18 protein-coding genes are annotated in these 25,395 nt (G+C 49.2%); 4 read left to right on the top strand and 14 right to left on the bottom strand.

Annotation, left to right across the window (positions count from 1 at the left end; genetic code table 11):
- Positions 1 to 13: 13 nt before the first annotated feature.
- Both AC07OI_RS09280 and AC07OI_RS09285 read right to left on the bottom strand, forming a co-directional pair.
- Positions 14 to 1,639 (bottom strand): glycerol-3-phosphate dehydrogenase/oxidase, encoded by a 1,626-nt coding sequence (locus AC07OI_RS09280; RefSeq protein ID WP_495257004.1) that lies wholly within the window; start codon positions 1,637 to 1,639, stop codon positions 14 to 16.
- Entirely contained in the window at positions 1,636 to 3,246 is a 1,611-nt protein-coding gene (locus tag AC07OI_RS09285) for an FAD-binding oxidoreductase (RefSeq protein WP_495257005.1), read from the bottom strand. The genes AC07OI_RS09280 and AC07OI_RS09285 overlap by 4 nt, the downstream gene beginning before the upstream one ends.
- Positions 3,247 to 3,358: 112 nt before the next feature.
- Here AC07OI_RS09285 and AC07OI_RS09290 point away from each other — a divergent pair, with 112 nt between their 5' ends.
- Complete coding sequence (locus tag AC07OI_RS09290) at positions 3,359 to 4,414, top strand: AraC family transcriptional regulator (protein WP_495257006.1); 1,056 nt, start codon at positions 3,359 to 3,361, stop codon at positions 4,412 to 4,414.
- A gap of 199 nt (positions 4,415 to 4,613) precedes the next feature.
- On the opposite strand, the gene AC07OI_RS09295 is transcribed toward AC07OI_RS09290, so the two are convergent.
- On the bottom strand, positions 4,614 to 4,904 hold the full coding sequence (locus AC07OI_RS09295) for a helix-turn-helix domain-containing protein (protein WP_495257007.1): 291 nt from the start codon (positions 4,902 to 4,904) through the stop codon (positions 4,614 to 4,616).
- A gap of 323 nt (positions 4,905 to 5,227) precedes the next feature.
- Here AC07OI_RS09295 and AC07OI_RS09300 point away from each other — a divergent pair, with 323 nt between their 5' ends.
- Together AC07OI_RS09300 and AC07OI_RS09305 are read left to right on the top strand one after the other, a co-directional pair.
- Positions 5,228 to 5,503, top strand: a complete 276-nt coding sequence (locus tag AC07OI_RS09300) for a hypothetical protein (protein WP_495257008.1) — start codon at positions 5,228 to 5,230, stop codon at positions 5,501 to 5,503.
- A 264-nt stretch (positions 5,504 to 5,767) separates the two neighbouring features.
- Positions 5,768 to 6,001, top strand: a complete 234-nt coding sequence (locus AC07OI_RS09305) for a hypothetical protein (protein WP_422639042.1) — start codon at positions 5,768 to 5,770, stop codon at positions 5,999 to 6,001.
- A gap of 92 nt (positions 6,002 to 6,093) precedes the next feature.
- Here the strand turns inward: AC07OI_RS09305 and AC07OI_RS09310 are convergent, their stop codons facing one another.
- The gene (locus AC07OI_RS09310) at positions 6,094 to 7,782 is read right to left on the bottom strand and encodes a patatin-like phospholipase family protein (protein ID WP_495257178.1); all 1,689 of its coding nucleotides are present in this window, start codon (positions 7,780 to 7,782) and stop codon (positions 6,094 to 6,096) included.
- Between the two features lie 406 nt (positions 7,783 to 8,188).
- Between AC07OI_RS09310 and AC07OI_RS09315 the strand changes: the two genes are divergently transcribed.
- Positions 8,189 to 9,178: a lipase family protein gene (locus tag AC07OI_RS09315; protein ID WP_495257009.1), complete on the top strand. Its 990-nt coding sequence runs from the start codon at positions 8,189 to 8,191 to the stop codon at positions 9,176 to 9,178.
- Positions 9,179 to 9,271: 93 nt separating this feature from the next.
- On the opposite strand, the gene AC07OI_RS09320 is transcribed toward AC07OI_RS09315, so the two are convergent.
- The 10 genes from AC07OI_RS09320 to AC07OI_RS09365 form a co-directional block, all read right to left on the bottom strand.
- Positions 9,272 to 9,535 carry a GlsB/YeaQ/YmgE family stress response membrane protein gene (locus AC07OI_RS09320; protein ID WP_492704533.1) on the bottom strand — a complete coding sequence of 88 codons (264 nt, stop codon included), beginning with the start codon at positions 9,533 to 9,535 and terminating at the stop codon, positions 9,272 to 9,274.
- An 87-nt stretch (positions 9,536 to 9,622) separates the two neighbouring features.
- Positions 9,623 to 10,090, bottom strand: a complete 468-nt coding sequence (gene dksA, locus AC07OI_RS09325; RefSeq protein WP_492704577.1) for an RNA polymerase-binding protein DksA — start codon at positions 10,088 to 10,090, stop codon at positions 9,623 to 9,625.
- 355 nt (positions 10,091 to 10,445) lie between these two features.
- Positions 10,446 to 12,755 (bottom strand): eCIS core domain-containing protein, encoded by a 2,310-nt coding sequence (locus AC07OI_RS09330; protein ID WP_492704534.1) that lies wholly within the window; start codon positions 12,753 to 12,755, stop codon positions 10,446 to 10,448.
- A gap of 164 nt (positions 12,756 to 12,919) precedes the next feature.
- Complete coding sequence (locus tag AC07OI_RS09335) at positions 12,920 to 15,751, bottom strand: eCIS core domain-containing protein (protein WP_495257010.1); 2,832 nt, start codon at positions 15,749 to 15,751, stop codon at positions 12,920 to 12,922.
- A 151-nt stretch (positions 15,752 to 15,902) separates the two neighbouring features.
- On the bottom strand, positions 15,903 to 16,790 hold the full coding sequence (locus AC07OI_RS09340) for a hypothetical protein (protein ID WP_492704536.1): 888 nt from the start codon (positions 16,788 to 16,790) through the stop codon (positions 15,903 to 15,905).
- A gap of 200 nt (positions 16,791 to 16,990) precedes the next feature.
- The gene (locus tag AC07OI_RS09345) at positions 16,991 to 19,228 is read right to left on the bottom strand and encodes an ATP-binding protein (RefSeq protein ID WP_495257011.1); all 2,238 of its coding nucleotides are present in this window, start codon (positions 19,226 to 19,228) and stop codon (positions 16,991 to 16,993) included.
- Positions 19,229 to 19,230: 2 nt separating this feature from the next.
- A complete protein-coding gene (locus tag AC07OI_RS09350; RefSeq protein ID WP_492704538.1) occupies positions 19,231 to 19,725 on the bottom strand; it encodes an aspartyl/asparaginyl beta-hydroxylase domain-containing protein in 495 nt (164 codons plus the stop codon).
- Positions 19,726 to 19,732: 7 nt separating this feature from the next.
- Complete coding sequence (locus AC07OI_RS09355; protein WP_492704539.1) at positions 19,733 to 20,506, bottom strand: hypothetical protein; 774 nt, start codon at positions 20,504 to 20,506, stop codon at positions 19,733 to 19,735.
- 27 nt (positions 20,507 to 20,533) lie between these two features.
- A complete protein-coding gene (locus AC07OI_RS09360; RefSeq protein ID WP_492704540.1) occupies positions 20,534 to 21,178 on the bottom strand; it encodes a hypothetical protein in 645 nt (214 codons plus the stop codon).
- The gene (locus AC07OI_RS09365) at positions 21,178 to 25,395 is read right to left on the bottom strand and encodes a beta strand repeat-containing protein (RefSeq protein WP_495257012.1); all 4,218 of its coding nucleotides are present in this window, start codon (positions 25,393 to 25,395) and stop codon (positions 21,178 to 21,180) included. The genes AC07OI_RS09360 and AC07OI_RS09365 overlap by 1 nt, the downstream gene beginning before the upstream one ends.

A 25,395-nucleotide genomic window follows, 5' to 3' on the forward strand; every position in this document is an offset into this window, starting at 1 on the left:
TTTATTGTTGATGTTATGCAGACTGACGCTGAGATGATCGCCATTCAGGAATACTGGATTTCTCTGGTAAAGCATAATGCTTACTCCACAATTGCAGATAGCTTGTCTGTTCAACGTCCCATCGCTCATCATCCCATTCTAATTCAGGCTGGCAGATTGCCCTGATGCGTGGCAACAAGGCCAGGCCTCCAAGTCGCAGCAATAAGCCCAATCTGGTCCTGCGCAATAGCAAGTCTTCCAGATGCACAACCTCTTCAAATCTTGCTGCCCAGCGCAATTCTACCCACAGGGTCAGTGTTCCTGGTATGTAATCCAGCTCACCGTCCTGGGCGATCTGGACAATTCCAGCAGCAAGCTCACCATAATGGCCTTGCAGTCGCGTTTTTTGTGTATGACTTAGTTGCTTTTCATTCGCTAAATCTGAAGGGCGGGCAAACAAGCTTTCAGCTTCACGATCACTTTGATGATCAGGAAATAAATGATTGATGTGTTTCAATGCATCTTGCGCTATGAGCCTGAAAGTCGTCAACTTACCGCCTGTCACTGTCAGCAAACCTTTCTCCAGCCAGATGGCATGGTCACGCCCCTCCTTGGATGGATCAGCCTTGCCGGTATCAATGACAGGCCGTATGCCTGCATAGGTGGCGATGATGTCATCCAGCTTGAGTTGCAATTGCGGGAATTGAAAATCCATCGCCTCCATCAGGTAAGCGACTTCGTCTGCAGTGATTACCGTCTCTTGCTGCATGTCAGGGCTATGATCAACATCCGTAGTTCCGACGAGACTAACGCCCTCCCAAGGGTAAACAAATACCGGGCGGCCATCACGAGGATGCATCAGGCTCACAGCCTGCGCCACCGGCAAGCGCCAGGCGGGTAACAATAAATGACTGCCACGCAAGGGGCGCAGTCTTGCACTTTGACCCTGTTGCTGGCGTAGCCTGTCTGCCCAGGCACCCGTTGCATTGATGATGACTTTGGCTTTAACTTGATACTCTTGCTTACTCAATACATCTTGCAAGACCACGCCGCTGGCCTGTTCTTCTGCATAGACGACGTTTTTCACTGCCAGATAATTTATGGCTGTCGCGCCAGCAGCACGTGCCTCTTGCAAAACCCTCAGTACCAGACGAGCATCATCGGTCTTGGCATCCATATAGCAAGAACCACCTTTCAAGTCGGCAGCAGGTATGTGCGGCGTCAGCATTTGAAAATCCCGCGTCGAAAAATAGTGCTTGCCGCGCACCCCAGCCAGGAAATCATAAATAACCAGCCCCAGCGCAAACATCCAGCGCCCCGGCTTGCGCCCTTGATAGTCGGCAAATGCAAAACTCTGCGGCTCTACCAGGCCCGCCGCAGATTGCATCAACTGCTGCCTTTCGCGTACTGAATCGCGGGTCAGGGAAATTTTGCCTTCCTTGATGTAACGCAGGCCACCATGCACAAGTTTTGATGAGCGGCTGGACGTGCCCCAGGCAAAATCTCTTTGCTCAAGCAGTAAAACCCTTAAACCGCGCCGGGCAGCTTCCAGCAATATACCCGCGCCGGTGATACCACCGCCAATGACGACAATGTCCCAGTCTTGCTCATGATTGGCGAGGGAATTGAGCACGTCAGCGCGCGATTTGTTTTTTTTCATTGCACCACATCTTCTGCTGGCAACAACTTACCCGGATTCATGATGCCCTGCGGGTCAAAGTGCTTGAACAGATGGCGCATGCTGGATATTCCCAAACTGCCTTTTTCAGCTTCCAGATAAGGTGCATGGTCAATGCCCACGCCATGCTGGTGGCTTATCGTGCCGCCATTGGCGATGATGGCGGCAGAGACTGCAGACTTGAGCCTGCGCCAGCGCGCATAGTCATGTTCATAATCACCCGTCAGTCGATAAACAAAGGTGGAATACACACTGGCACCCTGGCCATACAGGTGAGACAAATGTGTATAGGTGTGCACCAGCTCTTTTTCGATTGCCATGGCATCCCTGCCCGCTTGCTCCATACTCAGCATCATGGTCTTGACCTTGGCCCAGTCGCAAGCTGTCTCTACGGTATCTATGGCATAACCTTGCTGCCAGGCGCTATTGCGCAGATACACATTTCTGAAGCGCCCTTGCTTCCATTTCTCACCCATGGTCTTACCGACGTGTACGCCCTTATGCTGGCTTGCAATCTTTAATGCAGACTTGATGGCATGACGCACCTGGGATTTTTCGCCGCTGGCACCGATGAGCAATACGCATTTACCTTCATCACAGTCCCGTAGACGCAGATACGATTCCAGCAGGCCTATCAACTTCTTATGACCTGCCATTGTCAGGCTGGTCAGGGTTTCAGTTGCATTTGAGAGGCGTAACATCGACAAGCCCAGTTTACTCTGGGCGATAGTCTTGACCGCTGTTTGCGCGGCATCCCAATCAGGAAAGAACACGGCATGAAATTCTTCACACGCTGGCAAAGGTGTAATACGCACTGTCACTTCAGTCAATATGCCCATGCGTCCTTCAGAACCGAGCAAGATTTCGCGCAGGTCTGGCCCGGCAGCAGATGCGGGGAAAGTCTTGATATCGAGTCGCCCGGCAGGTGTCTCTATTCTCGCACCTGCCAGCAATTGCTCTATCCTGCCATAACGCAATGACTGCTGGCCAGAGGAGCGTGTGACTACCCAGCCACCTAGTGTCGAGTATTCAAATGATTGCGGGAAATGCCCAAGCGTATAGCCATGGGCACGCAATTGTGCTTCCAGGTCAGGGCCAAAGACCCCGGCACCAAATGTGGCCAGTTGTGCCTCTTTGTCCAGGTCCAGCAATTGGGACATGCGCGACATATCGACAGACAAGATGGGCTGTGCACTTTCAGTCACCGCAAGGTGGCCAACCACGCTGGTACCACCACCGTAAGGTATCAAAGTTATGCCATGCTGCCTGGCGTAATCCAGCAAATCACGCACATCCTGTGCGCTTTCTGGATAAGCCACACCATCAGGAAAATGACTGATCTTACCAAAGCGCATTTTCAGCCAGTCTGGCAGACTCTGGCCCAGACTATGTTTGACGCGTCCGATAGCGTCTGTGCCTATTAAAGAGTGTGCTGGCAGGCGACTGGCTGGCACCCGTTGACATACCTGGTCCAGTTCTGCATCCGTCTGAGGCAGCCCCTTTCCTATTTGTGCCTGTAAAAAACTCAGGGCATCTGCACTGATCGCATAATTAATACTGTCATCCCCCCAACCATTCCAACGTCGCATTTTTTCTGTCCCTGAATGAAGCCTGAGCTTGGTATACTCAATAATTAACTTGTAGCTTAATCAAGTGTCACTTCCAGGTATTGCGCTTTCATGACAAGGTTCTTGTTTTAATATGCCAAATTCACACACAGGTTCAATCGCTGGCAGCCATAAGCTTGGACGGGTAGCCGCAGCATATCTGCAACCCTTGCTTGAACTGGCGAATGAACGTGGTTTGAATTTGCGTCATCTGGCGACTATGGCAGGTATGACCGAAGATGCGCTGAGCACGCTGCAAGAAAGCATAGCGGCTGCAGACTACGTGTGTTTGCTTGATGCCGGTGCAGAACTGAGCAAAGACCCGCACTTTGGCCTGCATGTAGGCGAGAGAGTCAAACTTGGTACCTACAATGTCTATGGCATGATACTCATGAGCTGCAAGGATTTTGAACAAGCTTTCCAACAAACCGTGCGCTATGAAGGCCTGGCGCATGACCTGGGCCGCTCAGCCCTGGTCATCGATAATGCGATGACTGAATACCAGTGGCACAGCCACTATCCGCAAGCCAACAGACATCTGGTAGAAAGTGTATTCGCTGGCATACGCGTATTTGGCAACTGGTTTGCTGGCACCATCCTGCCAGATGCCCCGGTTTATTTCAGGCATGCCGCCCCAGATGATTTGAGTGAGCATCATCGCTTGTTTGGTGCTGAAGTACATTTTGAAGCAGCTATCAACTGCGCCCGCTTCCCGACTGCCTTGCTGAGTTGGCCTGTGCCCAATGCCGATGTCAGCATGTACCCGGTCTTGCAACACCATGCCGAACAATTACTCAGACAAAAACAGCAAGCCCGGCAGGATGGCAGTATCGTTGCCCAGGTCAGGGCAGCTATCAGCAATAATTTGGCTCAAGACCAGGCCAGATTGCCCCTGATCGCACAAGAATTATTACTGAGCCAACGCACCCTGCAGCGTAAATTGAGCGAAGCGGGTATCAGTTTTCAGCAAATTCTGGATCAAACCAGAAAAGACACTGCCATCGATTACTTGCAGAAGACAGGTTTCAGTCTGGCGGACATCGCCTTCCTGCTTGGCTATCAGGAACAAAGTGCTTTTAATCATGCCTTCAAGGAATGGACAGGCATAAGCCCGGGCGCATATCGGGAAAAGAACTTGCCTCGCAAATAAAAAATGCGGAAGCTGTCTACACAGCTCCCGCATTTTATGAATTCTGGACGGTGGCTTGTCCGCTTAAATGCGAACCAAGCACACCTCACTACCGTCATACATATCGGTTGTATGTACAGCAGCTAGACATACTATAACTCAAAATTATGACGGCTGCATGAACTGCAATTTGAGCTACATCAAACCTGCAATCAAGCTGTCATTCCGCAGCAGGTGCTTCAGTTGCAACGTCGGCTACAAGCTCAGTGACTGGCACATTTTCAAAACGAAACAAGTCTTGCACAGAACAATTAAACAATTCGGCAAAGGCTTCAATAAATTCAACCTTCCAGTGTTCTGCCTTGTTATCGACGATGCGTAATAATTGAGAATGCGAGACTGTCACCCGCCTGGCGATCAGCAGGCGGTGCAAGGCAGAAACCGAACGAATCTTGTTTTCAACCATCAACTCACGAATTCTGAGCTCGGCTTTTATTTTATGTCCGGACATGGGAGTAATTAATATTACTGGGTTTGTATTGGAGATGAATAGGACTTACGCAAAATTGTCCCAGCAAGGCGTAGCGACGAAGACAGTACTTTAGTACGGCTAGGAGCTGCAACGCAGCTGGGGCAGTTTTGCGTAAGGCCTAATGAATGAACATCAAGTAACGGCTGCGATGATACAGGATATAAGCAATTTTTGCGGTCGCCGCATAAAAACAACATGAAACATTCAATTTTCTCCACGCCATGCTGGATTTTTTTCAAAAGCTGTGGCAAGATCAATTCATCGATTTTGGCAAGACTTTTATACATTTTTTAGGACGATACGTGAAAACTACCTGGCTCCCACAACTGCAACAAGACATGTGCTTAACAGCACAGGGCTTGCCGTCAGCATTGTCGGCCAAGGCAGTGGCGGGACCGGGCTATCGTGATGCGCTAACACATCTGACAACAGTATCTCGCACGATATCCAAACGCAGTGATAGCGATAGCATTATTCGCACAGTCACCAAGCATGTGAATACCCGTAACGAGCAGTTTAATCCTAACCCGAAATACCGCATCCGAAGGCCAGCCCTTCAGGTAGCAGGAGCAAATTAAGAATAGCTCCTCCCCACCTCAAGCTGAAAAGCCCGGATGCCCTGAAAAGCTCCGGGCTTTTTGTTTAATCATCTGCTGTTTTTATAAAAAACACAGACCCAGCAGTAAAACCCGCGCAAGCGGTCGTGGCCGGTAACAAGGTCACGGAAACACCAGTAAGTCAGTACACAAGCTTAATTTTATCAAGCGCATCCAATGCAAAGACGCGCAAAAGCCAAGGGGAACTCCCCTAGCTATTTTTATTTCTAAGGAAGGGAGGTAAACATGTTTGCTGTATTCTGGATAGAAATCCACAAGCAAATTAAAATGTCTCACTGCAGGGAATTTGATACCGGCGACATGATTGCCGCCCTCAAATTCGCTGACAATCTGAGACAAAGGCAGGCTGCAGGAGAATATATACGCCACATCAGCATGTCGTCAGAAAATACCAATTCTGTCGGCGTACCAAGCGCGGCTATAGATTATCACTGGGCTGAACACAAGATCGCGGCATGATACTGAAACATATCAACACCAACATCTCTATGACAAATGCATTATGCAAAGACCTGGGCTAGCTCAGGTCTTTTTACTTGCATGCTGATGAATTACTTACTGCAATTGATCCAAGATGCCAAAGGATGTGAAGAATTCGGCTCTTGCACAGAATAACGTGGTACCTGAACCGCGTCCCTCTGCTCCAGCACAGTTTTTGATGTCAGCAAATTACTGATATTTTGCGACAGTCCCTCACGATGATTTTCTTTCAGCCATGTCACCAGCTTGGTACTTGAATCAGTATCAGTCGTCATCAACACCCGCGCCGCTTCAAACAGGGAATTTTGAATAGGTACTTCATCGCAACGCCCGGGTCCATTCAAAGCAAGCTTGTAGTTTGTTTGTATGGAATTAACAAACCTGTCCAGCTTGATGAGCTGGTTATCGCGATGGGATTCATCCCTGTACTCGTCTGCAGCAGCTTGTTGAAAAAACGCATTGCGTTTGCGCGGATTGCCTTTTTTGGTGAGCTCAAGCAAGCGATCCAGACCTATATGCCAGACTGCACAGTTTGCATGATTAATAGACCTGCCAACGGTCATCCCGGGAAATTCGTCGGGAGCAAAATGACGCCCTCGTGCAGACGAAGTCCCTGCCCCAGAAAACGCATAATTCTTCAAAGGGATGTTGACATTAGGATTGAACCTGTAAGACTGGTCAGATGCCAATGGCACTCCCAGCATATCCAGTTGCCATTCCCGCCGCTGTTCCAGTAATGAATCAAATGCGCGATAGATGGAAGGACTAATAACATAGTCAATCATGCTGCTTCTGGTATCGGCCAAGGAACCACTCAAATCCCCCCTGTCGTTGACATGCGCATCCACCAGAATAAGCAAGCAGGACAAGTCCTGAGTACCAACCAGAATTTCTGAATATGCGCGGATCAGGGCATCAACACCCAGGTTATCAGACGACCCGGCATCATATAAATGCAAGAACTTGGGGCTGGGTTGATGATAGATATCGATGTCAGCATTGAAGTTCTTTAGTGCCAGAGGCACGAATAAACCAGGATAAGCAGCAGACGCTGCCACCGCGTCGGCAACGCGTAATTGATTTAAATCAGAACCAATTTCTTTAAACGCCGCATCAGTGAAGGTAAAACCCTGCAGACTTGCTTCTGAAGAATTAAGCCCGCGGGTTGTCAGCGTATCTGCCCCGACAAAACGGTGTGCATGAGAGCTATTGATATACAGCGATGGCTTGCCCGGCTTGCGCTCCCCCAAATCGCCATACACCGCACCTTTGTAAATCCCGGCATCAAACACATCTGCCAGTATTCTGGTGGCGTTTTTTCCGGAGGTCAGGGTAGGTACGAAATTAATAGGATTGGCTGAGCGATATACCCATGAAGACAAATAATCCCTGCGCAACTGGGCCGACATCAGATCAAAATCCGCCTCACTATTTAAAGGTTTCAAGCTGATCGCCGCAGCAGCAAGCGAGCCGCCGGACACGGAAGACAGTGCGGTGACCTCATCAAACAAACCAAAATTACGCAACTGTGCTACCACTCCCAAACCAAAATTTGCTGCACGCAATCCCCCGCCAGAAATTGCTACGCCCACAAACATGGGGTGGGGGCACGGATCATTTTCAGTTGCAGCTGCCGTTGTGCAACCAAGTTTGGAAGCGTAATGTGCCCGTGGAACACTGGTGTCCCCACCAGTAGCCTTGACGTTTATATGAGGATTTCTTTCATCCAGATGCAAAGAGGCACAGCCTGATAAAAGCATCGTCGCCCAGATTGAAGAGCCAACAATGGCATTTTTTATCGGGGAAATATTCAACAATTAATACTCCATGAATCACTTGAAACCTTGAATTCCCTGGCCAATACAAAAAAATACTACAGAAAATTCAGGCGCAAACTTAATAGACTATCAATTATTGCATAGGTTCCTCAATATCTCACAGAGTCGCTGCAAGCCAGGCTATTCCACGCGCAGTTACCCCGCCTCACCTATCAGGCAAGCGATGCCACAACAAAGATAAGGCATGACCATGAAAATCGACTTGTCTTATGAATCATTGTCGATTAAATTGCCAAATTAGAATTTGAATCTGATACAAGCAGCAAGTAGCGTCCGCAATGCCCAACACAATTGAAGCCATAGTACACACTTTCATCAGGAGAACACCATGACGACAGCGATAGGCAATACATCTGACCCAAATCCGGGCCTGGCAATGACGCTGGCAGCAACTGCCTACTGCACAGATCCGACCACGACCCTCAATAATCTGGACAATGGCTGGACAGCGGTCTGGACAGCCACTACCGATATCAATGGCAATATCGCCTTCATCGCCTACAACGGTAGTTCACAATACATAGTAGCCATACGTGGATCACTGCTGAACTTTAGCTGGCAAGCTTTTGATAACTGGTTCATCCAGGATCTCAATGTCTACAAACAGACGGCCTGGGCTTATCCTGCCAGCAATGCGCAACCCATGGTGTCGCAGGGCTCCTCTGATGGATTGACAGACCTGACCCAACTCGTCAATGCATCTGGCCAAAGCATTTATCAGTACCTGACGGCGAATGCCATAGGCAGCAATATCTCTATTGGCGTTGTCGGACATAGCCTGGGTGGCAACCTCGCCACAGTATTTGCGCCATGGCTGCTGTATCAGCTCCAACAAGACAAGATCGCTCCCCCGACATTATTCCCTGTGCTGACCTTCGCCGCCCCCACAGCTGGCAACGCCGCCTTTGCGGCAGCCTATGACAAGAGCTTCCCCAATTCATGGCGTTACTATAATGAGATCGACGTCGTGCCTATGGCATCTGATTCACTGCGTTCGGCAGAACTGCTCTACTCCGCCCCGGCACCCGAAGCCAGCAGCATAGAAACCACTTACAAGAAACTCACCGTCACACTCAAGGACGCGATTGGTCTGATTGCTGATTCTATCGATGTATCTGAGGGCAGCAACGGTTCCCTCTACGCCCAGACAAATCAATCCAGCGGTAGCGTTGCGCTGAATACGTCGAAAACCATCAACTCTGTCGATACCAGCAAACCGTTGATAGACCAGTGGTTCGATCAGGTCGCCTCACAACATGTGCAAAGCACTTACCTGTCATTCTTTGGGCTGCCGCCAGTTACATGTGCGCCCACTTAGATACAGACAAACCGCCCAGGCTGGCCCAAGCGCCAAACACAGACAAGCCCTTGATCATCATGGGCTTGTTTGTGTTTGCTGAAATACCAGCTGTCATGAATCGCGTTGGGCAAACAAAGTGGCAATGCTCAATATGGCCAATGCGCCAACGATCAGGCTGCCTAGTGCCTGGAAATCAAAACCAGTATCCGCAGATGCTTCCGTACTTAAATAAGATGGCATGAGGCATCCGATAATCAAGCCGCCAGCAATACCGACAAGAACATTCAGGTAAATATTCTGATGATCACCAGTCGAGGTAGTCAAAATAATCCATCCGACAATGCCACCGACGAAAACCCAAAAAATCAAGCCCATATATCCTCCCTGCCCATTCTGGATAACACATGAGAATATTACCCAGTCCAATAACAGTGCCCTTACGCGGCTCTAATAATGACCAAATCAGTGCCCAAATAATTTTTGCCTTTGCTCATGACGCTGCTGCGCTTCCAGCGACAGCGTAGCCGTAGGGCGTGCCAGCAGGCGTTCAATGCCTATGGGTTCGCCTGAATCTTCACACCAGCCATAATCTCCCTCATCTATACGTATGATAGCAGCACGCACTTTCCTCAGCAGCTTGCTTTCACGGTCCCGCGCACGCAATTCCAGCGCATGCTCTTCCTCTATCGTGGCGCGATCAGCAAGGTCTGCGATGATGTCGTTTTCCTGAAGATGCATGGTGGTTTCATTGGCATTCTGAATCAGGGTCAATTCAATTTCCTGCAGACGTGACTTAAAAAATGCCAGCTGTGCATCGTTCATGTACTCCATCTCCCCCATGTGCAGGATTTTCTCTTCCGTCAATTTTGGTTTGGGAGACGCACTCTTTGATCTGCTTGCCGGTTTTTTTGATACTGAATTGGTTTGCATGGTAGTCATGATAAAACTCCTGATTCAAGTTTATTGGTTCATCGTGCAATCAAATATTTCCCATAAGACTATGCAAGAATCCGGTAAATCCGATGACCTGGTTTGGGTTGCCTGCTTAAGAAATATTTAAAACGTATGGCAAGATACCAATCAATTCTCACGACATCTACAAGACCAAGGCCACAAAACCTGTCAGTGAATTCCTACGTCAAGCTTAATGAATGGCCGGCTTAAAGACTCACCAGAGGATATTAGCGATGACATTGTCAGAACACCAGACAAAGCCCAATGTGGACGACGTAGGGCTTTAGCTTGGGAGATTCGCTTAATTACACCCCCTTAGTGTTAATCCCAGTTAATCCCAATTTTCTGTCGAGCTAATAGCTTCGGAATTATCTTCGCCATAATCCAGCTGGATTGCCATCAGACGATATGATTGAGAAAAATCGAATGCTGGTAGATTGGCTGATCTGATTTCCAGAGAGGGCTGGGTAGAGAGAGAAGTCGACATGCCGGGTGGCTGCATACCACCCAAACCACGCCGCTTCATGGTCGAACGTTTGCCTTCGCGCGAGAAGTGCATGATTTTTCTGGACTGGTTGAGCAAATTGGATTTAACCTCGAAAAAATCACCATTTCGGCTACGTAAAATGACCCTGACCAGTTTCAGTTGCCCCACTCTTGACTTTGCCAGCTTGCCAATCATTTTCTCAACGTTCAACAACTGCTCAGGCGTCATTTCACGTCCAATAAAGCTCTTGGCTAATATCTCGCTAATTGATAATCGTTTGTTGCTGGCTTTGCCACCGGACAGGGCACTCATCGAATTCATACCTGAATCGGACTGACTACCGAAACCCGAATATCCGGTGAATCCCCCAAATCCACCACTACCGAAACCCGGCAGGTTGGGCATTGTGCTATTCCCAAAACTGAAAGGGGAGAAGGATCCACTGCCGAAATTGGAAAAACCAGTAAAACCACTGTTACCTGATCCGAAAAGACCGCCAAAACCTGAAAAACTGCTGCTTTGCCCAAAAGTCCCGCTGAAGTCAGAACCAGAGCCAAGCAAAGTGACAATAGCATTGTTTTTGCTAGTGCTAGTAGCAGGCAAAGTCAATTCCTGAGTCATTCCTGATCCATACGATAGCGGCGATGCAAAAAACTCACGCTCCTCTTTCTGCAAAGGCATTGGTCTTGGCACCCCAAAGCGCGGCATCGGGATGACGGGCAAGTTGGGATCATGATTCAAAAGCAAGGACTGGCCATAATTCATGCTGACCGAATCACTGAGCCCAAATTTGCTGCGACCAACGCCCATGGCATACAAAATACTGGCGGCCATGCGGTCGTCAAATGGTGTATTAAAATACTTTGCCAGTCTTTCTTTGACATCCTCCCTGTTAGCTGGGTAACGAACGATTTCATCGCCTCTGGTTTGTTTCGGATTATTGAATTTTTTTGCCCCCAGTTCTTTCCATGCTTGCTCACGGATACCTTGAACATACATGGCAAATTTGCGCTTGGCCCAGAATTCGCCTTTGTCCATCTTATCGTCAAAAACACCGGGAGCCGTCAACATATTAGTCAAATCGACCTTGGACAATGCAGGATAAGTCACCTCGCCATAGTGATCCTGAAGCTCCCAGGACACTTTGTCGTTAATGATATGACGAACCGACTGCGGTGAATCGGACGTAATGTCAAGCCAGGCAACGTCCTCATGCGTGTCTTCACTAGCCAAAATCAGATCAGGACGCGTACCGCCACGAGGCACCTGTGTAATCACTTGTAAACCCGCCGGGGCGTTGGGCAGATAAATTTGGGTGGCGATAGTTTCGACGGCATAACCAAAAGCTGCATTAATCAGATTGGCGTCACCATATTTTTTGTAGTCATTCCAGGTATCGACCCAGTGTTGCGTATGCCCATCCACATTGTAGGCACCCAATTCCGGGACGTTCAAAATATACAGCCTTGCTTTTTCCACCGCATCACTTAATGCCTGCATAAAGTTATTGATGCGAACCACGTAATCATCCATCTTGTTATGCACATTGACTGAAATCGCACGTTGTGCCACCTGCTGCGTCACAGCGCTGCCTTGTGGCTTGACTTGGTCGCCAGTGAAGTGATCAGGTAAAGTGTGCATATTCATGGTTGCAGCTTGCGCGCCCATGCGGTCTGCTTCTTGCTCAAGATGAGGATCATCGTTGATCGCTAAACCGGCTTGACGCATCGTAGGCTCAACCCGCTGTTGTCGCTGCTGTACCAGATGCCATGCTTCATGCGGCAATTGATGGTTCTGCCCTGGTCCCAAATAAATATTGCGTCCTTGTGCGTAGGCCAATGCGCTCAATTGTGCAGGTTTGGACGAGTTGTAATGTACTTTGACTCCATCCATACTTATACCAGAAAGGGTTTCGATACCAGCTTTGAGTTGATCGGGTAAACCCGTGTCATTGGTAGCAGGCATTTGACGTTGGACAACTGGCCGTGCCATGGGCATGGAATCTGAATTACCCTGCGCAAGCAGGCTACGTGTATAGCTGTAGTCGCCAAAGGTTTCTCCCGGTGGCAGATCTTGCTGGCGCAAACTAACATTTTCTGACTGTCGTTGCAGTACTGTTTCTCGCTTTTCCTTAGTCAGTATTTTTGTTTGCATGGCAAACCTCCACTTGTCTTCACGAGGTTTGTGCATAAAAACCACTCAAACTCTCGTGAAAAATCCAGCAAATCAATACCCAGGCGAGCTCAAGATTGTCATGCACATTAACCAGTGTTGCCCTTGGGTCGGGCTAATATCGGTTATTTGAATTATTGTTCGAATTACTTAGCGATTTGTTCAATCGTCTCGATAGAAAAAAGTTCATTTAATTTATTGAGCTTACTCTTCCATTTGTTGACAAATGCCCGCGAACCTTTGCTCGTACCAGGTTCCACATGATTCAACTGCCTGTCTTCCATGATTTTCTGGGTTACCCAATTGGCTAGCGTAGGTGGGATATTCCCGTAGCGATCAACAATCTGTATGGCAATCATAGTCTGGTCATCAGTGACAAAATTCGATTCTTCCATACCTACGTAACCAGGTACATAATCAGCCAGCGCTTCTATCTGGCTACGCAAAGGTGTAAGCTGGTCATTATTCAAAATAGTAGGTGCAGACAAGGTTTTGACAAGTTGCCGCATTTTTTGTGCATTACCAGGCTGATCCAGCTTGTCTGGAATAGTATTATTCAACTCAACTATTCTATTGATCAGCTTACTTTTATCTGCTTTATCTTTCCAATAATCTTCTCTTTTTCCATCTCTTTCCTTCACCAGACCATCAATATAATCAAGTAAGCGGATGACCGAGCCACCTATGATTTCCAGTGAGTTATCACTGGCAGCCAGGCCTGTTGCGGTGTCCACTGATAAAGTGACTGGTGCGAACTCTTCGACGCCCAAAATCCTCAATGCCGATTTCATTAACTCATCCCGAGTCTTCGTATCACTATATTTCAACACCTTTTTTACTCGCTGCTCAATGCCATGCTCGTAGATATTGTAGTTACTATACTTCAGTGATACCCTGACATCATTGCTCCATACACTGGAACCACCTGACGTGCCAAACCGGCCATTCGTATCATATTGCAAGCCTAAATCCTTTCTGGCACTGGGATCAAAAGTATTCCATACTTTTTCTACGTCCGGTCCTTGGGCTATCACCAGGTAATCGACCAACTTATTCTTGGCTTCCGAAACGTACCAACCTTTATTTTTGCTAACGAATACTTGCCCTGCTTTTACACGATCCTCAGCGTTCTTCCATTTTCCTGAAATATGCATCTCCACGTCATCGCCAGAAATAGTCCAGCCATCTAAATAATCAAAATATAAATCCACCAAACCTTTGCGCTTGATTTTGTTCCCCATCCCCTCAGCAATAGCAGGGCCGCCAGTCACTACCCAGTCTACCCCCATGCCAAGATTACTTGCAGTATAAGCGGCGTCTACACCTGCATTGGGCCCCGCAACACCAATTAAAAGTATGCCCCCTTCCAATTCTCGCTTGGCACGGTCTTGCATGATGTTTGATCGAGGATCTTTTAATTGTCGCTGGAATTCATCAAGATCCATTACCCGGCGTTTTTCCGTATTCTGATCCCTTTCAGATTTTATTTTTTCTTTGTGTTTATTAATATTATCGAATTTATGTGGGCCTATACCTAGTCCTGACACCACTTTGAGTGCATAGTAGGTGCCAGCAGAACTTTGTATCTCATACCATTTGTTTGGCAATCTGCTTACCTTGATGATCGTCGCATTTACCGGATCATTGAAACGACTGCGGAAGTATGCAATATCCTTTGACAGCTCTAAGGCATTCCCTTCAAACACTTCATCTGTTCCATCTGATTTCTTGGGCAATTGTGTATGACTGCGCTTTGGCGAAATCATGTGCATAGGATGATTGACAAAGCTGATTCCCCTGCTCTTGGGTGCTAGTGGATTCCAGGGCTGCATCTCACCAATAATGACGGTACTACGTGGGTCCAAAGAGCGACCTTTTACATTGATGTAGTTGGCAATACTGGCTCCAGTCCCCAGCAACGCGACTTGAAATGTTTTATCTGGATCTAACGTTTCATTTTTTTGCGCTTCAAATTCCTTATGCAACTCCCAAGGTTTTTTCTTTTTGTCCAGCTTTGAGGACTCTAGCTGATCTTTTCCCTGCTGTGCCTGGTAGTTCTTATTGAGGAATTTTTTGGCGCTTTGGAAATAACTGGCCACGTGCTGGGGATTATCCAGATTGATTTCACCGTAATCGATAGAGCTATTCACCAAATCCCAGAGATTATTGGCAAATGCCAGATTTCTATCCAATTCTGCTTTTACTTCTGCATAATCAGGAAACAGCTCCTTTAATTCAGTAGCATTTTCTTCTATCGCTCGCATGACCTTGTCGTGCAATGCTCCAGCCCGTTCATGAACCTGATAAAAATCCGCACGCAGAGGCGCCTCTCCCGAAAAATCTATTTTTCTTTGTATCGGAACTTGATCATTGATGCTTGCCATCGGCAGAGAATTTTCCTCACCTATATTTCTGGAAGTACCCGTGATATTGCCACTCAATTGCGCAGGGCCAGACTGCGCAGCCCTGGCCCCCATCCTGTCTGCCTCGTCTTCCAGTCCATGGTCATCGTTGACCGGTATTCCTGCCTTCATTTGCATGGTTGGACGTACACGTCCCTGGGCTTGTTGCACCACATGCCAGGCTTCATGTGGTAAATGTTGTTCTTGCCCCGGTGCCAGATGAATGTCACGCCCTTGTGCAAACGCCAGCGCACTGAGTTGCGCAGGACGCGAGGAGTTGTAATGAACCTTCACGCCATCCATATTCATGCCGGACAGGGATTCTATGCCAGTTTTGAGTTGATCAGACATGCCTGTATTATTCGGTTTGACGACTTGGCGCTGAGCAACTGGCTGGTTGTCCTGTGCCTTAGCAGTTGCGCGCCTTTGTATCGGGCTAGGGGCGTAGTAATAATCACCAAACGCAGTCGATGCTGGCAAATCTTGCCCTGATTCCGGCAATGCGATCTCCCCGGACGCTGTTCTTGTTTCAACGTCCGGCTTTCGTGCCAGCTTCATCTGTGTCTTCATTTCCATGGACGGTCTTTCAAGTTCAATCAGCCGAACATCGATTTCATTTCGATTGGGGGGCCATATTGCATGTTTCCAAGTCCGCTACCTTTCAGGAAGTTTCAATAATTGAATTTACCCCGTCTCTTTGCAATACCATCTTCAGATACTTTTATAACTAATCAATGAATGCATTACCCACCTTGCGATAGTCCACTTGATCTTCGGTTTCCTGTATTTCATCCAGATTATCTGGAAGTTGCAGGTATCCGTGGACCACGCGTTGCTCTTCGTCATCGGAATATTCATCATCGCCAAACCTGTCCAGCTGAGGATTTACGGTATCTTGAATTTCCTCGCCGTCATCCGACAATTCGCCATCCTCAATATTGAAATGAGGGTAAGCACCAATCGATCGATTTTCACCCGCTCGTTTATTGCGCAGATTTTTAGGGTTGCGATTGGCAAACAGGCGAAACAATTCAGCAATTTCGTCTTTTTGGTCTTCAGTGATTTTCTTGGTTTTCGCAACCTTGAGCAATGAACTGGCACCCGTGTCGAAGAGAATTTCATCCTTGGCATCAAGTGCATTCCTATCCATTATCCTGGCGATTTTCTTCGCAAAAGTCCGTGACAATTTCCGTGGATTTTTTGAGATACGCTTGAACAGTATCCCAAACAGATTTGCGGATACTTTATGGCTGATGTCATAACCGCTTTTTGTTCCACCAATTTCTTTTTTCAGCCGCTTGTTAAAGCCACGGGAATTGATGCGTTTTATGCGTCTCTTGGTTCGCCCAAACTGGATCGGCGCTGCAGTCAGTTGCACTGGTGGCGCAGACGGGCTAGCCCTCTCCTGTTCGGGGCTTGGCACACGTTGGCATACCCCGGCAACAGCGGTTAACGGGTCCCCCACAGCTGCACTGCTGCGCAGTGGGCTATTGGCGTAATGATAATTTCCAAAGCTTGTACCTGCTGAATACACGGTACTGGAAGCCTGCCCAACCGATGTCGACGGTTGAGCTTGCCCATTTCGTTTTGCTTTGGGTTGAAACACGGTTGGCATATGATTTCCCTTCACATTGCCGAAACGTCAAATTGGAAATTGCTGATTTACATCCTTGTTGTATCCCCCTGTGTCTGATTGAGCGGATAAGCTGTGTAAATAAATTCTGTCAGTGATAACTCGGGATTGAAATTAATTTAGCTTGCTTAATATTAGTCCAAACAATCAGGCTGAGTTTTGACGATAATTTCCAACCATATTTATTCATCCTCTCCCCATTCAAATTCACGCGCCAAAAACACCTTGCCCAATTTATGATATTCACGCTCGGTCGCCTGCAACACATGTTTTTGCGCCACGCTTTGCTTTTCTGCTGCTGCCAAAAATGCTGCATTAATCGCGATATTGTTGATGTTACCGCCGCTCAATGGAGCCCGGTTGGCCAGTAGTGGGAAGTCCAGATCCTTAGCCAGCGGTGTGGCTCTGGGAAACGCGTTCTGCCACAGCAATAGTCGCTGGTCGGTACTGGGGAACGGATATTCGATCATGAATTTGAAGCGACGGGTAAATGCCTGATCAATATTGGCCAGCAGATTGGTCGATAAAATCACGATGCCGGGATAGGTCTCTATGCGCTGGAGCAGATACCCGGTTTGCAGGTTGGCGTAGCGATCGTGTGAATCCTTGGATTCGGTGCGTTTGCCAAACAGGCTCTCGGCTTCATCGAAAAACAGCACAATATTCATCGCTTCAGCCTGGTCGAACAATTGCGCAAGTTGTTTTTCTGTTTCGCCTATGTATTTGCTGATGACATTGGCCAGGTCAATTTTGTACAAGCCCAGATTGAGTTCATTGGCAATGATGGAGGCTGCCATGGTTTTACCTGTGCCCGAGGGGCCGTAGAAAAGCACGCACAGATTTTTGCTATTCTGGTTTTTTGCGTCAAACCCCCAGGTTTCAATCACCTGGTGTCGTTGCCGTGCGTACTGCAAGACTTCACCCAGCCATTGACGAGTGCTGTCGGGCAAGATGATATCGCCCATCTTGTGTGGTGTTTTTACCTCTTGTGCCACCGTCATCAGCTCACGATTACTTTGATCCCGGCAAGTGTCAAACAGAACCGATTCCAGGGTACTGGCATCGGGTGCCAGCATTTGACTGCTGGCCACTTCACGCAACACCAGCCGGATTTGTTCTTCCGTAAACAGGTAATTATTGACCAGTTGATCTATCACTTCTTGCCCCAGTTGCAGGCTTGCTGCTTCGCTTTGCCATATCTGCTGGCGCAAGCGCGTGTCGGGCATGGCAATTTTTAGCAAGATGGACGCCACCTTGTGTTCGGCAAAGCGATGTGCCGTCTCATGAATTCTTCGCGCCGGACCATTGATGACGACTAAAAACATTTGGCTTTCCAATGCCAGGTTAAGGACATCGTCGAGCAAATCTTCACTATTCTCGGCACTACTGAGCCACTGGCAGTTTTGCAGCACGATCACACGGTTGCATAGCAAAGCATCACGCAGTAACAAACGCAATCTACGCAGCAGAGCCGGGCGACTTTTTTGCATTTGCACATACACCTGCGCAATTTGCCTGCCATCGAGCAGCACGCAGGCCATGCCAACCGGGCCAAACACTGCGCCTGCCAAACTGCATAGCAGTGGTATGTCTGGCCCTTGCAGTTGCAGGATGTAGCTATCGGCGGCACTTGTATCGGTCTGAAAACGCTCAACAAGAAACGAAAGCTGCTGCAATACTGCCGGATCTACCGGGTGCTCTGACAAGGGCCGGTTGGCGGGACACGCCTGCAATGCTTGCTCCAGACGCAGTTGCGGAGCAGCTTGCCCCAACAAATAGGCGCTGATGATCATTGGCAGGCGATAACTGCCATCCAGCGTGCCCAAGTTGGTTTCCGGACTCAGGGCCAGCAAATCCCAGTTACGCAAGCAGGCATCCGGAGCCAGGCTTTGCTGCAATTGCAAGCGCTGGGACACGCCTCCACCCAGCACTTGCCACGCACCTCGCAGCTTGACGCCATCTGTTGGTTCGTTTCCTGCGGTGAGTGCATCCAGAGCACGTAATATGGCGGCATAGCGTGGCTCCATTTCCACCAACAAACCGAACAGCAATAACTGTTGCTCAAACTCGGAGGGACGAAACAGTTGCACAACATGTATCCAGGGAATGAATGTATTGCTTTGCAGGCTTGCACCGCTGCGCTGCCGGTAGCTCTGCCAGAGCGTGTCGAACTCGGCATTGATGGTATCAAGCTCAGCTTGCAATTGGCGTTGCGGTGCCTGCTGCTTGACCGCTTGCAAAAGCAAGCTGTCGAGCTTGCCCGGCTTTGGAGACGGGTTGCTGGCTTGGCTGCCAGTATCTGCAGCAGGTTCAGATTGCAACTGGCGCACCAGCAACGCACGTTCAACCATGGCTTCGCCTATGCGATGCAAGTCTTGCAACAGGGCGGCATTGTCAGGATAGGATTCAATTTGTGCCATGGTCAGACCCGTCCCTGGGGTTTAACGAAGTCAAGTAACAATACCAGACGGTCGCTGTCACTTCGGTTCCAGGCTTCGTGTTCAACGGTGTCGTCAAAAATCAGGCATTTGCCCGGCATCCAGTTCCGTACCTGCTGGCCCACGCGTATGCCACTTGGCGCCTGCACGAGCAAGCCCAGGTGCAGCCGCAAGACATCGCTTGAATAGCCGACATGCGGAGTAATGACAGCACCAGCAGCGAGCCGGGAAAACCCTGCATTGACTATGCCAGGAATAAGCCTTAACAATCCTGTAGTAACGGGGCAAAAAACACAATTTGCAAGAATAAAACGTGATGCCAATACCAGACCATATACGTCCCAACCCTGCTTGCAAAAGCTTTTTTCTGGCCAGGGATCAAACTCATTCAGAGGCAAGGCCATGCATTCATCACGCACCATTTGCCACTGCTGCTCCAGCTCGTGGACAAAGGCAAATTGGGATGATGAAAAAAACATTTTTTTCTCACCAAAACAGATGCCACTGGCCATCAAGCCATGCACCATGTCCTTGCAGCGTAATGCGATACTGCCCAGCCCCAGAAGGAAACCCCCTGGCCTGGTGATAAGTAACGCCGGAGTGCACGAATGCACCACCCAGAGAATATGGTACAAACCTGCTGTCAGCCTGTTTCAGCAAGTTCAATGCTTCTTCATTGTCCATATCTCCGATATCAGATTCCGTGTACGACCATAGCTTCATGCCGGCCCCATGTGCTGGCATGGCTATTGGCAGAGTAAAGGACAAGGTAGGCACTTTGAGACCATTGACAACATCAGGTAAACCAACCGCCATGTGGGCAGTATCAACATGAATCGGGTTACCAGGCACACCCGCCCCATCACGACGCTTGAACCACGGTGCATGCATGATGTCGTAATAGTCCGAATACACAAATAAGGGATTAGAAGTGAGTATATGAAAACCTGGCAGGGCCAGACCAGGCGAGAAGATAATCGGTTGATTCAAGCGCGCCTGCAAGGCAGTGAGCACGGCATCATATACATCTCCAAACTGATCGAGTAGAAATGGATTGAACTGCTGCATCAGGCGTTCGTAAGGACGCCCGGGGTTAGCGGCAATATCATAGTAATTGGTGGCACCAAGGGTAAACAAAGGCAGCTGGGCATGACGAGGCAGCCAGAACGCGTCGATATCAAGCACCCGCTCCAGAATCTGACGGCAGGTTTCTTCGTCAAATACCGGATGGATAAAATCTTCTGAAATACCAAGGTCCATGTTCTGGCTTTCTGTGTTTGCGCTGTTTTACCAGTACAGCAAAAGCTGCCCATCTTTGCGTACGGCGTGGCCTTGCAGAGTGATACGTTCGAGTTTACTGTGACAATTGAGTACGGCCTGATGCAATTGAAGACCATCATGCACTACCAGCTCACCATTGCGGTACGGTACAAACACTGGATCGCCGCCCTCTTCTGGCCACCAGTTCAAACCACTGCCATCGGGATTACTTATTGGCAAAGTAAAAGTGTATACATCATTGTCAGCAAAGACCTGCTCGGGGAAGACATCACGGTATTGGGTATCACGATGGATTTTGGCGACAGGAAATGCAAACACCGGATGCGGCTGATAGATATGAAACCCTGGCCACGCCGCCTGACTGGCCAAATGCACTGGCTCCTCAAAATGCCTTTGCATTCCGGCTTGCACCAGATCGAGCAAGGCTTGAAAATGGCTTCCCAAAAAATGGTTGTTAGCATCCAGCATCGCTTGATCACGATACAGGGACCTTGATCCATCGCGGCAATCCAGGTAGGCCGTCAAGCCCAGCGTATAAAACGGCACTTCTTGTCGCCGTTTGCGCCAATGCCCGTTCAGGAACAAGGTAGTGAGAACCCAGTCTTCGCATTCATCGTCTTTCAGCAAAGGCAGGTGGACCATCGCACTCATTAGTTGTTCCCTCCGGCATCGTTTTCAGTGTTTGCAGGTGGGGATTTTTCCTCCGAAGTCGCCTCTGCACCTGGTTGTGCAACTGGCGCCGGTGTGCTTGTAGTATTGATGACAGGTTCGGTGACTGGTACAGCAGTTGCCGGTGCTGCAGCATCTGCAGAAACAGGCGGAGTGATCGGGGGCGTCATCGCCACCTCGGGGCGAGTGCGGCCATCGCCCACCAGCGTCACCAGGCCGCGCAACAAGCTACGTCTGTCGTCGCTTGAAAACTGCATATCGAGTGATTGCTGCAAGCTATCAATAAACATGTCCACATTTTTCTTGATGAGACTGAGGTTATTTCGATTGGCATCACTTTCATTGATCTGCACCAGCGCCTTGATCCCATCCCCCAACACCGCCTCCTGCTCCGGTGTGAACTGGTGACCAGTAAGTTTGCTGGTTGTATCGATCAAGTCCTGCACACTTTGCTCATCCAGTGGCTTGGCCACCACGTCGCCATTCGGCGCGGTAGAGCACACAATTTTTTGTAATTCCTGTACGAATTGCTGCCGTTCGGCTTCGCTAGCGCTGGTATGCGTGACGGAATCAAGTACCTTGGTCAAATTGCTGACGCGCTGGTTTATGGTGTCTTGTATACTGGCTGCCAATCCCCCGTTAGCACCCGGTGTTGGCACCACCATATTGTGCAGGCTCTGGTGAAATTGGTCTGCCACATTGTTGCTGTCAACGGCTTCTGTACTGACAGTACTTGTATCCGCAGGTACCGTGTCAACATCGTTCCGGGCCGGGCTATCCGGCACTACAGGCTGGTTGTTGGCATCGATATTATCCGATGCAGATTCCGCATTGCCCTGAGCGGAATCTGGGGACTCCGGTACTAACGAAGCCAAGGTTGCATTGCTCGATACACCGCTGATTTCAGAATTGGGGATAGAAGAAAGTTGAACAGCCAACTGGTTCAGATCATCAACCGATGGGCCGGGTGCATTAGTAATCGTGGAACTGGCAGAAACTGCTTGCGGCATGGCTTTGACCGTACTGACGTCATTTCCAGGCATTGTCATTGCTGAAGCAACCGCAGTATCAGAAGTAAGCGAGGTCACCGAATCAGCTGACGCAACCGATATTTCATGTGAAGCAGGTGAATCAGATGCAACAGGCGGCGTATAAGGAGAAGCAGAGCCACTCCCCAGCGGAATCCAATAAATGGCAGCATTAGGAGACGAAAAGCCGCGAATACCGGACTGGAACGCGACGTTCCAGAATTCCCCTTTTCGCACCGGCATGGTAAATGAACCAGGAACAGCAACCCATGCAGTCGTCGACCCTTTACCATCTGGCGTGGTGTACTGCACCGTGGTTGTGGCCGCCGCCATGGTACAAACCACTGCACCGTTGGAACTGCCTGTGCGGCTGGTGGCAGTAATCACTCCCCAATACAAGCCATCCATATTCTTTTGCGAAATCACTCCATAGACAAAGCCATCAGTGACAGCCTGGATTGAGTTGACAGCAGTATTGCCGCTAGATAATGACCAGGACTGGCGTGAACCAAGCAAACTGACCGTACCCGCAGCATCAATACTTAAACCAGTCACGTTCAAGGCATTGCTGATCGCGGTGGGCGTTTGCACACTGGTGGTGCCAACCACTACGGGTGCCTGCAACTGGGTAGTACTGCTCACATTGCCAGTGGCAGTGACTGTTCCTTGTACAGTCAATGTGGGACTCACTGTCACTGCCGTGGCATTTACTGTCAACAGGTTATTAGTTCCGACAGGCGCCCCCACAGCCAATAAATTGCCACTGGGGGCAGTGTTGCTGATGGTGACCGATTGCTTGGCCAGCAAGGTATTGACAGTCAGGTCATCAAAGTTGCCACCGCCAGAAAAACTGACAGCGCCGCTAACCTGCAAAGCATATTTAGGAAGGAGGTCTGTCAATTCTACATTGATGCCAACAGTATTGGGAAAGTCGGGGTTGCTGTTATTCACGATCAACATCGCGGGCGGTAATGTAGCCTCAGTTTCCTCATCCAGAACTCCATTATCACTATTCGTCTGGAACTTGGCCAGCAAGCCGTTGGTCACCATAAATGCTGATGTCGCAGCATTAAACAGCGGTGTCGAATTGTCACGCGAAGGCACCAGGGTCAAGGTATTCTGGTCGGTGACGCTCTCCACCCGCCAGGATTGCGGTGCGCCACTAACCACGGGGGAAGCGATAATCTGACCTGTGCCATTGGGAAATGCCGTCTTGAAATTACTGCCATCACCAGTCACGATCAGGCTACCTGATTCTGCAACAGTGATTGTCCCATTCCCTTTAACCGGGTTAGAACCGGTCACCACATATTGCCAGGTCAGCCCGCTTACGGCACCTGAAAATGCGCTACTCAAAGTCAATGAAGTATCGCTGGCCACGGAAACTACATTACAGGTTTGTACAATTGCTGCCGACGCGGTAAAACGCGGGATGATCAATGTATCTCCCGCGTTGAGTTGCGTGAATGTAGTTCCATTACCATTGATAGTAGTGCCATCGCTGGTAATCGTACCGGTTCCACTGGTCACGTCCCCGGTAGCAGCAGACAACACGGAGAACGCCGAGGCAATGACCGGAATTGCAAACTGCGGGTTGACTTTCATGACGATGTCGCTGGTTGGTTGGCTGGCCAGGACGGCACGTTGTTCGTTCAAGGTACCAATGGCGAGCATATCGCCCGGTTTGACCTGATCCACAAACGCGGTATTGTAGCCAGTGACAACTGTATTGTTGATGCGCGAAATCACACCGCTACCAATAATAGCCAGTCCCCCACCGACACTCAACGAGGCTTCCGGGTTACTGTCCTGGATACCGACATTGCCAGAGTTATAGTACAAATTACTGGCATTGGAACCAGGTGTTTCCTTGACCCAGTCGCTAATGATGTTCAGGTTTTTCAGACCTGAACCATTCCCCTCGAAACTTTGTGCAACAATCTTGCCACTGGAAGTAATGCCGGTAGTATTGATATTCCCATTGACATCGAGCGTGGCTGTCGGTGCCCCGCCACTCAAGGCAATGCCGACCTTGCGATCCGGGGTGATGGTCAGGGCATTGGGGCCGGTTTGCTGATTATTGGCTGCTGCTACTGCGCCAAGGCCGACTGAACCATCATAATTAACCTGAAACAGGCTACTGGTACTGCTATTGACAGCAAAACGGGCCAAGGCGGCACGAATGTAAGTGTACGTAGTGTTGGTAAGATCAGGTGAGAACGGTGTATCGACTTTGACTAAGGAACCTTGGTTTATAACGGTTTTGATGGTGCGTTTTTGCTGTACACCATTGCCAACCGACTGGTCAGAAATCAGGACGTCACCCACCTGGAAAGGTGGTGATGTCAGCACATCAAAACTAACTTGCACACCCTTGGTGGTAAAAGTCCCACGCCCCTTGAAAGTGACTGCGTCAATTTGTAAATTGGCGACCGGCTGGTCCACTCCGATTCCGAAATTGCCGCGACTACTCAAGTGCCCCATGAACTGGCTGCGCGGCGCATCAAATTCCAGATAGTAATTGGTCTGATCACCCGAACCTTCGGTTTGGGCCAAAATCTGGGCGTGCCCTGCTTCCGGCGTTACCGTTGTTTCAGCCACAATTTCATTGGTATTGACACCCGAGTCAGCTGTAATGAAGCGCACGGCACCAACACTGGTGCCCACATACTGGCGCTGTTTGTTTTGCGACTGGTAAGTGAGATTGCTGATGTTTCTATTGTCATCAAACGACACCGCAGCCAGCAAGATGTTGATGCCCGGCTCATCCAGATTACGCAGGTATTTCAATTGTGGTTGCTGGACTATACGCTTGTAACCTGGCGTGCCGGTCTCATCACTGTAATCGGCAAAAACTTCAGCATAGTTGATGGTAATGAAATAGGTGGTGGATGGTTGAATGTCATTCAATGGCAATGCCATCTTTTGCAATAAAATGATTTGCCGCCCAAGCTGGTCAATCGCCACTCCGGCAGACACCTGTACCTGTTGCACACCATTATTGGCTTCCGGCTCTGATACGACTAGCCCGGTCGCAATGCCATAGGTATACAAGCTGGCATTATGGGTCGCCAGCATACCCATTTGAAATGACTGTTCGCACACAAAATCATCGGTCAGCAATGCTTCGCCAGTGAAATAATGTGGGCGTTCTATACGTAAAGAGTTCAT

The sequence above is a fragment of the Undibacterium sp. GW821-FHT07F11 genome, from assembly GCF_059418665.1.

Excerpts from the sequence above, each read along its gene's own strand:
- AC07OI_RS09280 (WP_495257004.1), bottom strand. The coding sequence starts at position 1,639 with ATGAAAAAAAACAAATCGCGCGCTGACGTGCTCAATTCCCTCGCCAAT.
- AC07OI_RS09285 (WP_495257005.1), bottom strand. The coding sequence starts at position 3,246 with ATGCGACGTTGGAATGGTTGGGGGGATGACAGTATTAATTATGCGATC.
- AC07OI_RS09290 (WP_495257006.1), top strand. The coding sequence starts at position 3,359 with ATGCCAAATTCACACACAGGTTCAATCGCTGGCAGCCATAAGCTTGGA.
- AC07OI_RS09295 (WP_495257007.1), bottom strand. The coding sequence starts at position 4,904 with ATGTCCGGACATAAAATAAAAGCCGAGCTCAGAATTCGTGAGTTGATG.
- AC07OI_RS09305 (WP_422639042.1), top strand. The coding sequence starts at position 5,768 with ATGTTTGCTGTATTCTGGATAGAAATCCACAAGCAAATTAAAATGTCT.
- AC07OI_RS09310 (WP_495257178.1), bottom strand. The coding sequence starts at position 7,782 with ATGCTTTTATCAGGCTGTGCCTCTTTGCATCTGGATGAAAGAAATCCT.
- AC07OI_RS09315 (WP_495257009.1), top strand. The coding sequence starts at position 8,189 with ATGACGACAGCGATAGGCAATACATCTGACCCAAATCCGGGCCTGGCA.
- AC07OI_RS09320 (WP_492704533.1), bottom strand. The coding sequence starts at position 9,535 with ATGGGCTTGATTTTTTGGGTTTTCGTCGGTGGCATTGTCGGATGGATT.
- dksA (WP_492704577.1), bottom strand. The coding sequence starts at position 10,090 with ATGCAAACCAATTCAGTATCAAAAAAACCGGCAAGCAGATCAAAGAGT.
- AC07OI_RS09330 (WP_492704534.1), bottom strand. The coding sequence starts at position 12,755 with ATGCAAACAAAAATACTGACTAAGGAAAAGCGAGAAACAGTACTGCAA.
- AC07OI_RS09335 (WP_495257010.1), bottom strand. The coding sequence starts at position 15,751 with ATGGAAATGAAGACACAGATGAAGCTGGCACGAAAGCCGGACGTTGAA.
- AC07OI_RS09340 (WP_492704536.1), bottom strand. The coding sequence starts at position 16,790 with ATGCCAACCGTGTTTCAACCCAAAGCAAAACGAAATGGGCAAGCTCAA.
- AC07OI_RS09345 (WP_495257011.1), bottom strand. The coding sequence starts at position 19,228 with ATGGCACAAATTGAATCCTATCCTGACAATGCCGCCCTGTTGCAAGAC.
- AC07OI_RS09350 (WP_492704538.1), bottom strand. The coding sequence starts at position 19,725 with ATGTTTTTTTCATCATCCCAATTTGCCTTTGTCCACGAGCTGGAGCAG.
- AC07OI_RS09355 (WP_492704539.1), bottom strand. The coding sequence starts at position 20,506 with ATGGACCTTGGTATTTCAGAAGATTTTATCCATCCGGTATTTGACGAA.
- AC07OI_RS09360 (WP_492704540.1), bottom strand. The coding sequence starts at position 21,178 with ATGAGTGCGATGGTCCACCTGCCTTTGCTGAAAGACGATGAATGCGAA.
- AC07OI_RS09365 (WP_495257012.1), bottom strand. The coding sequence starts at position 25,395 with ATGAACTCTTTACGTATAGAACGCCCACATTATTTCACTGGCGAAGCA.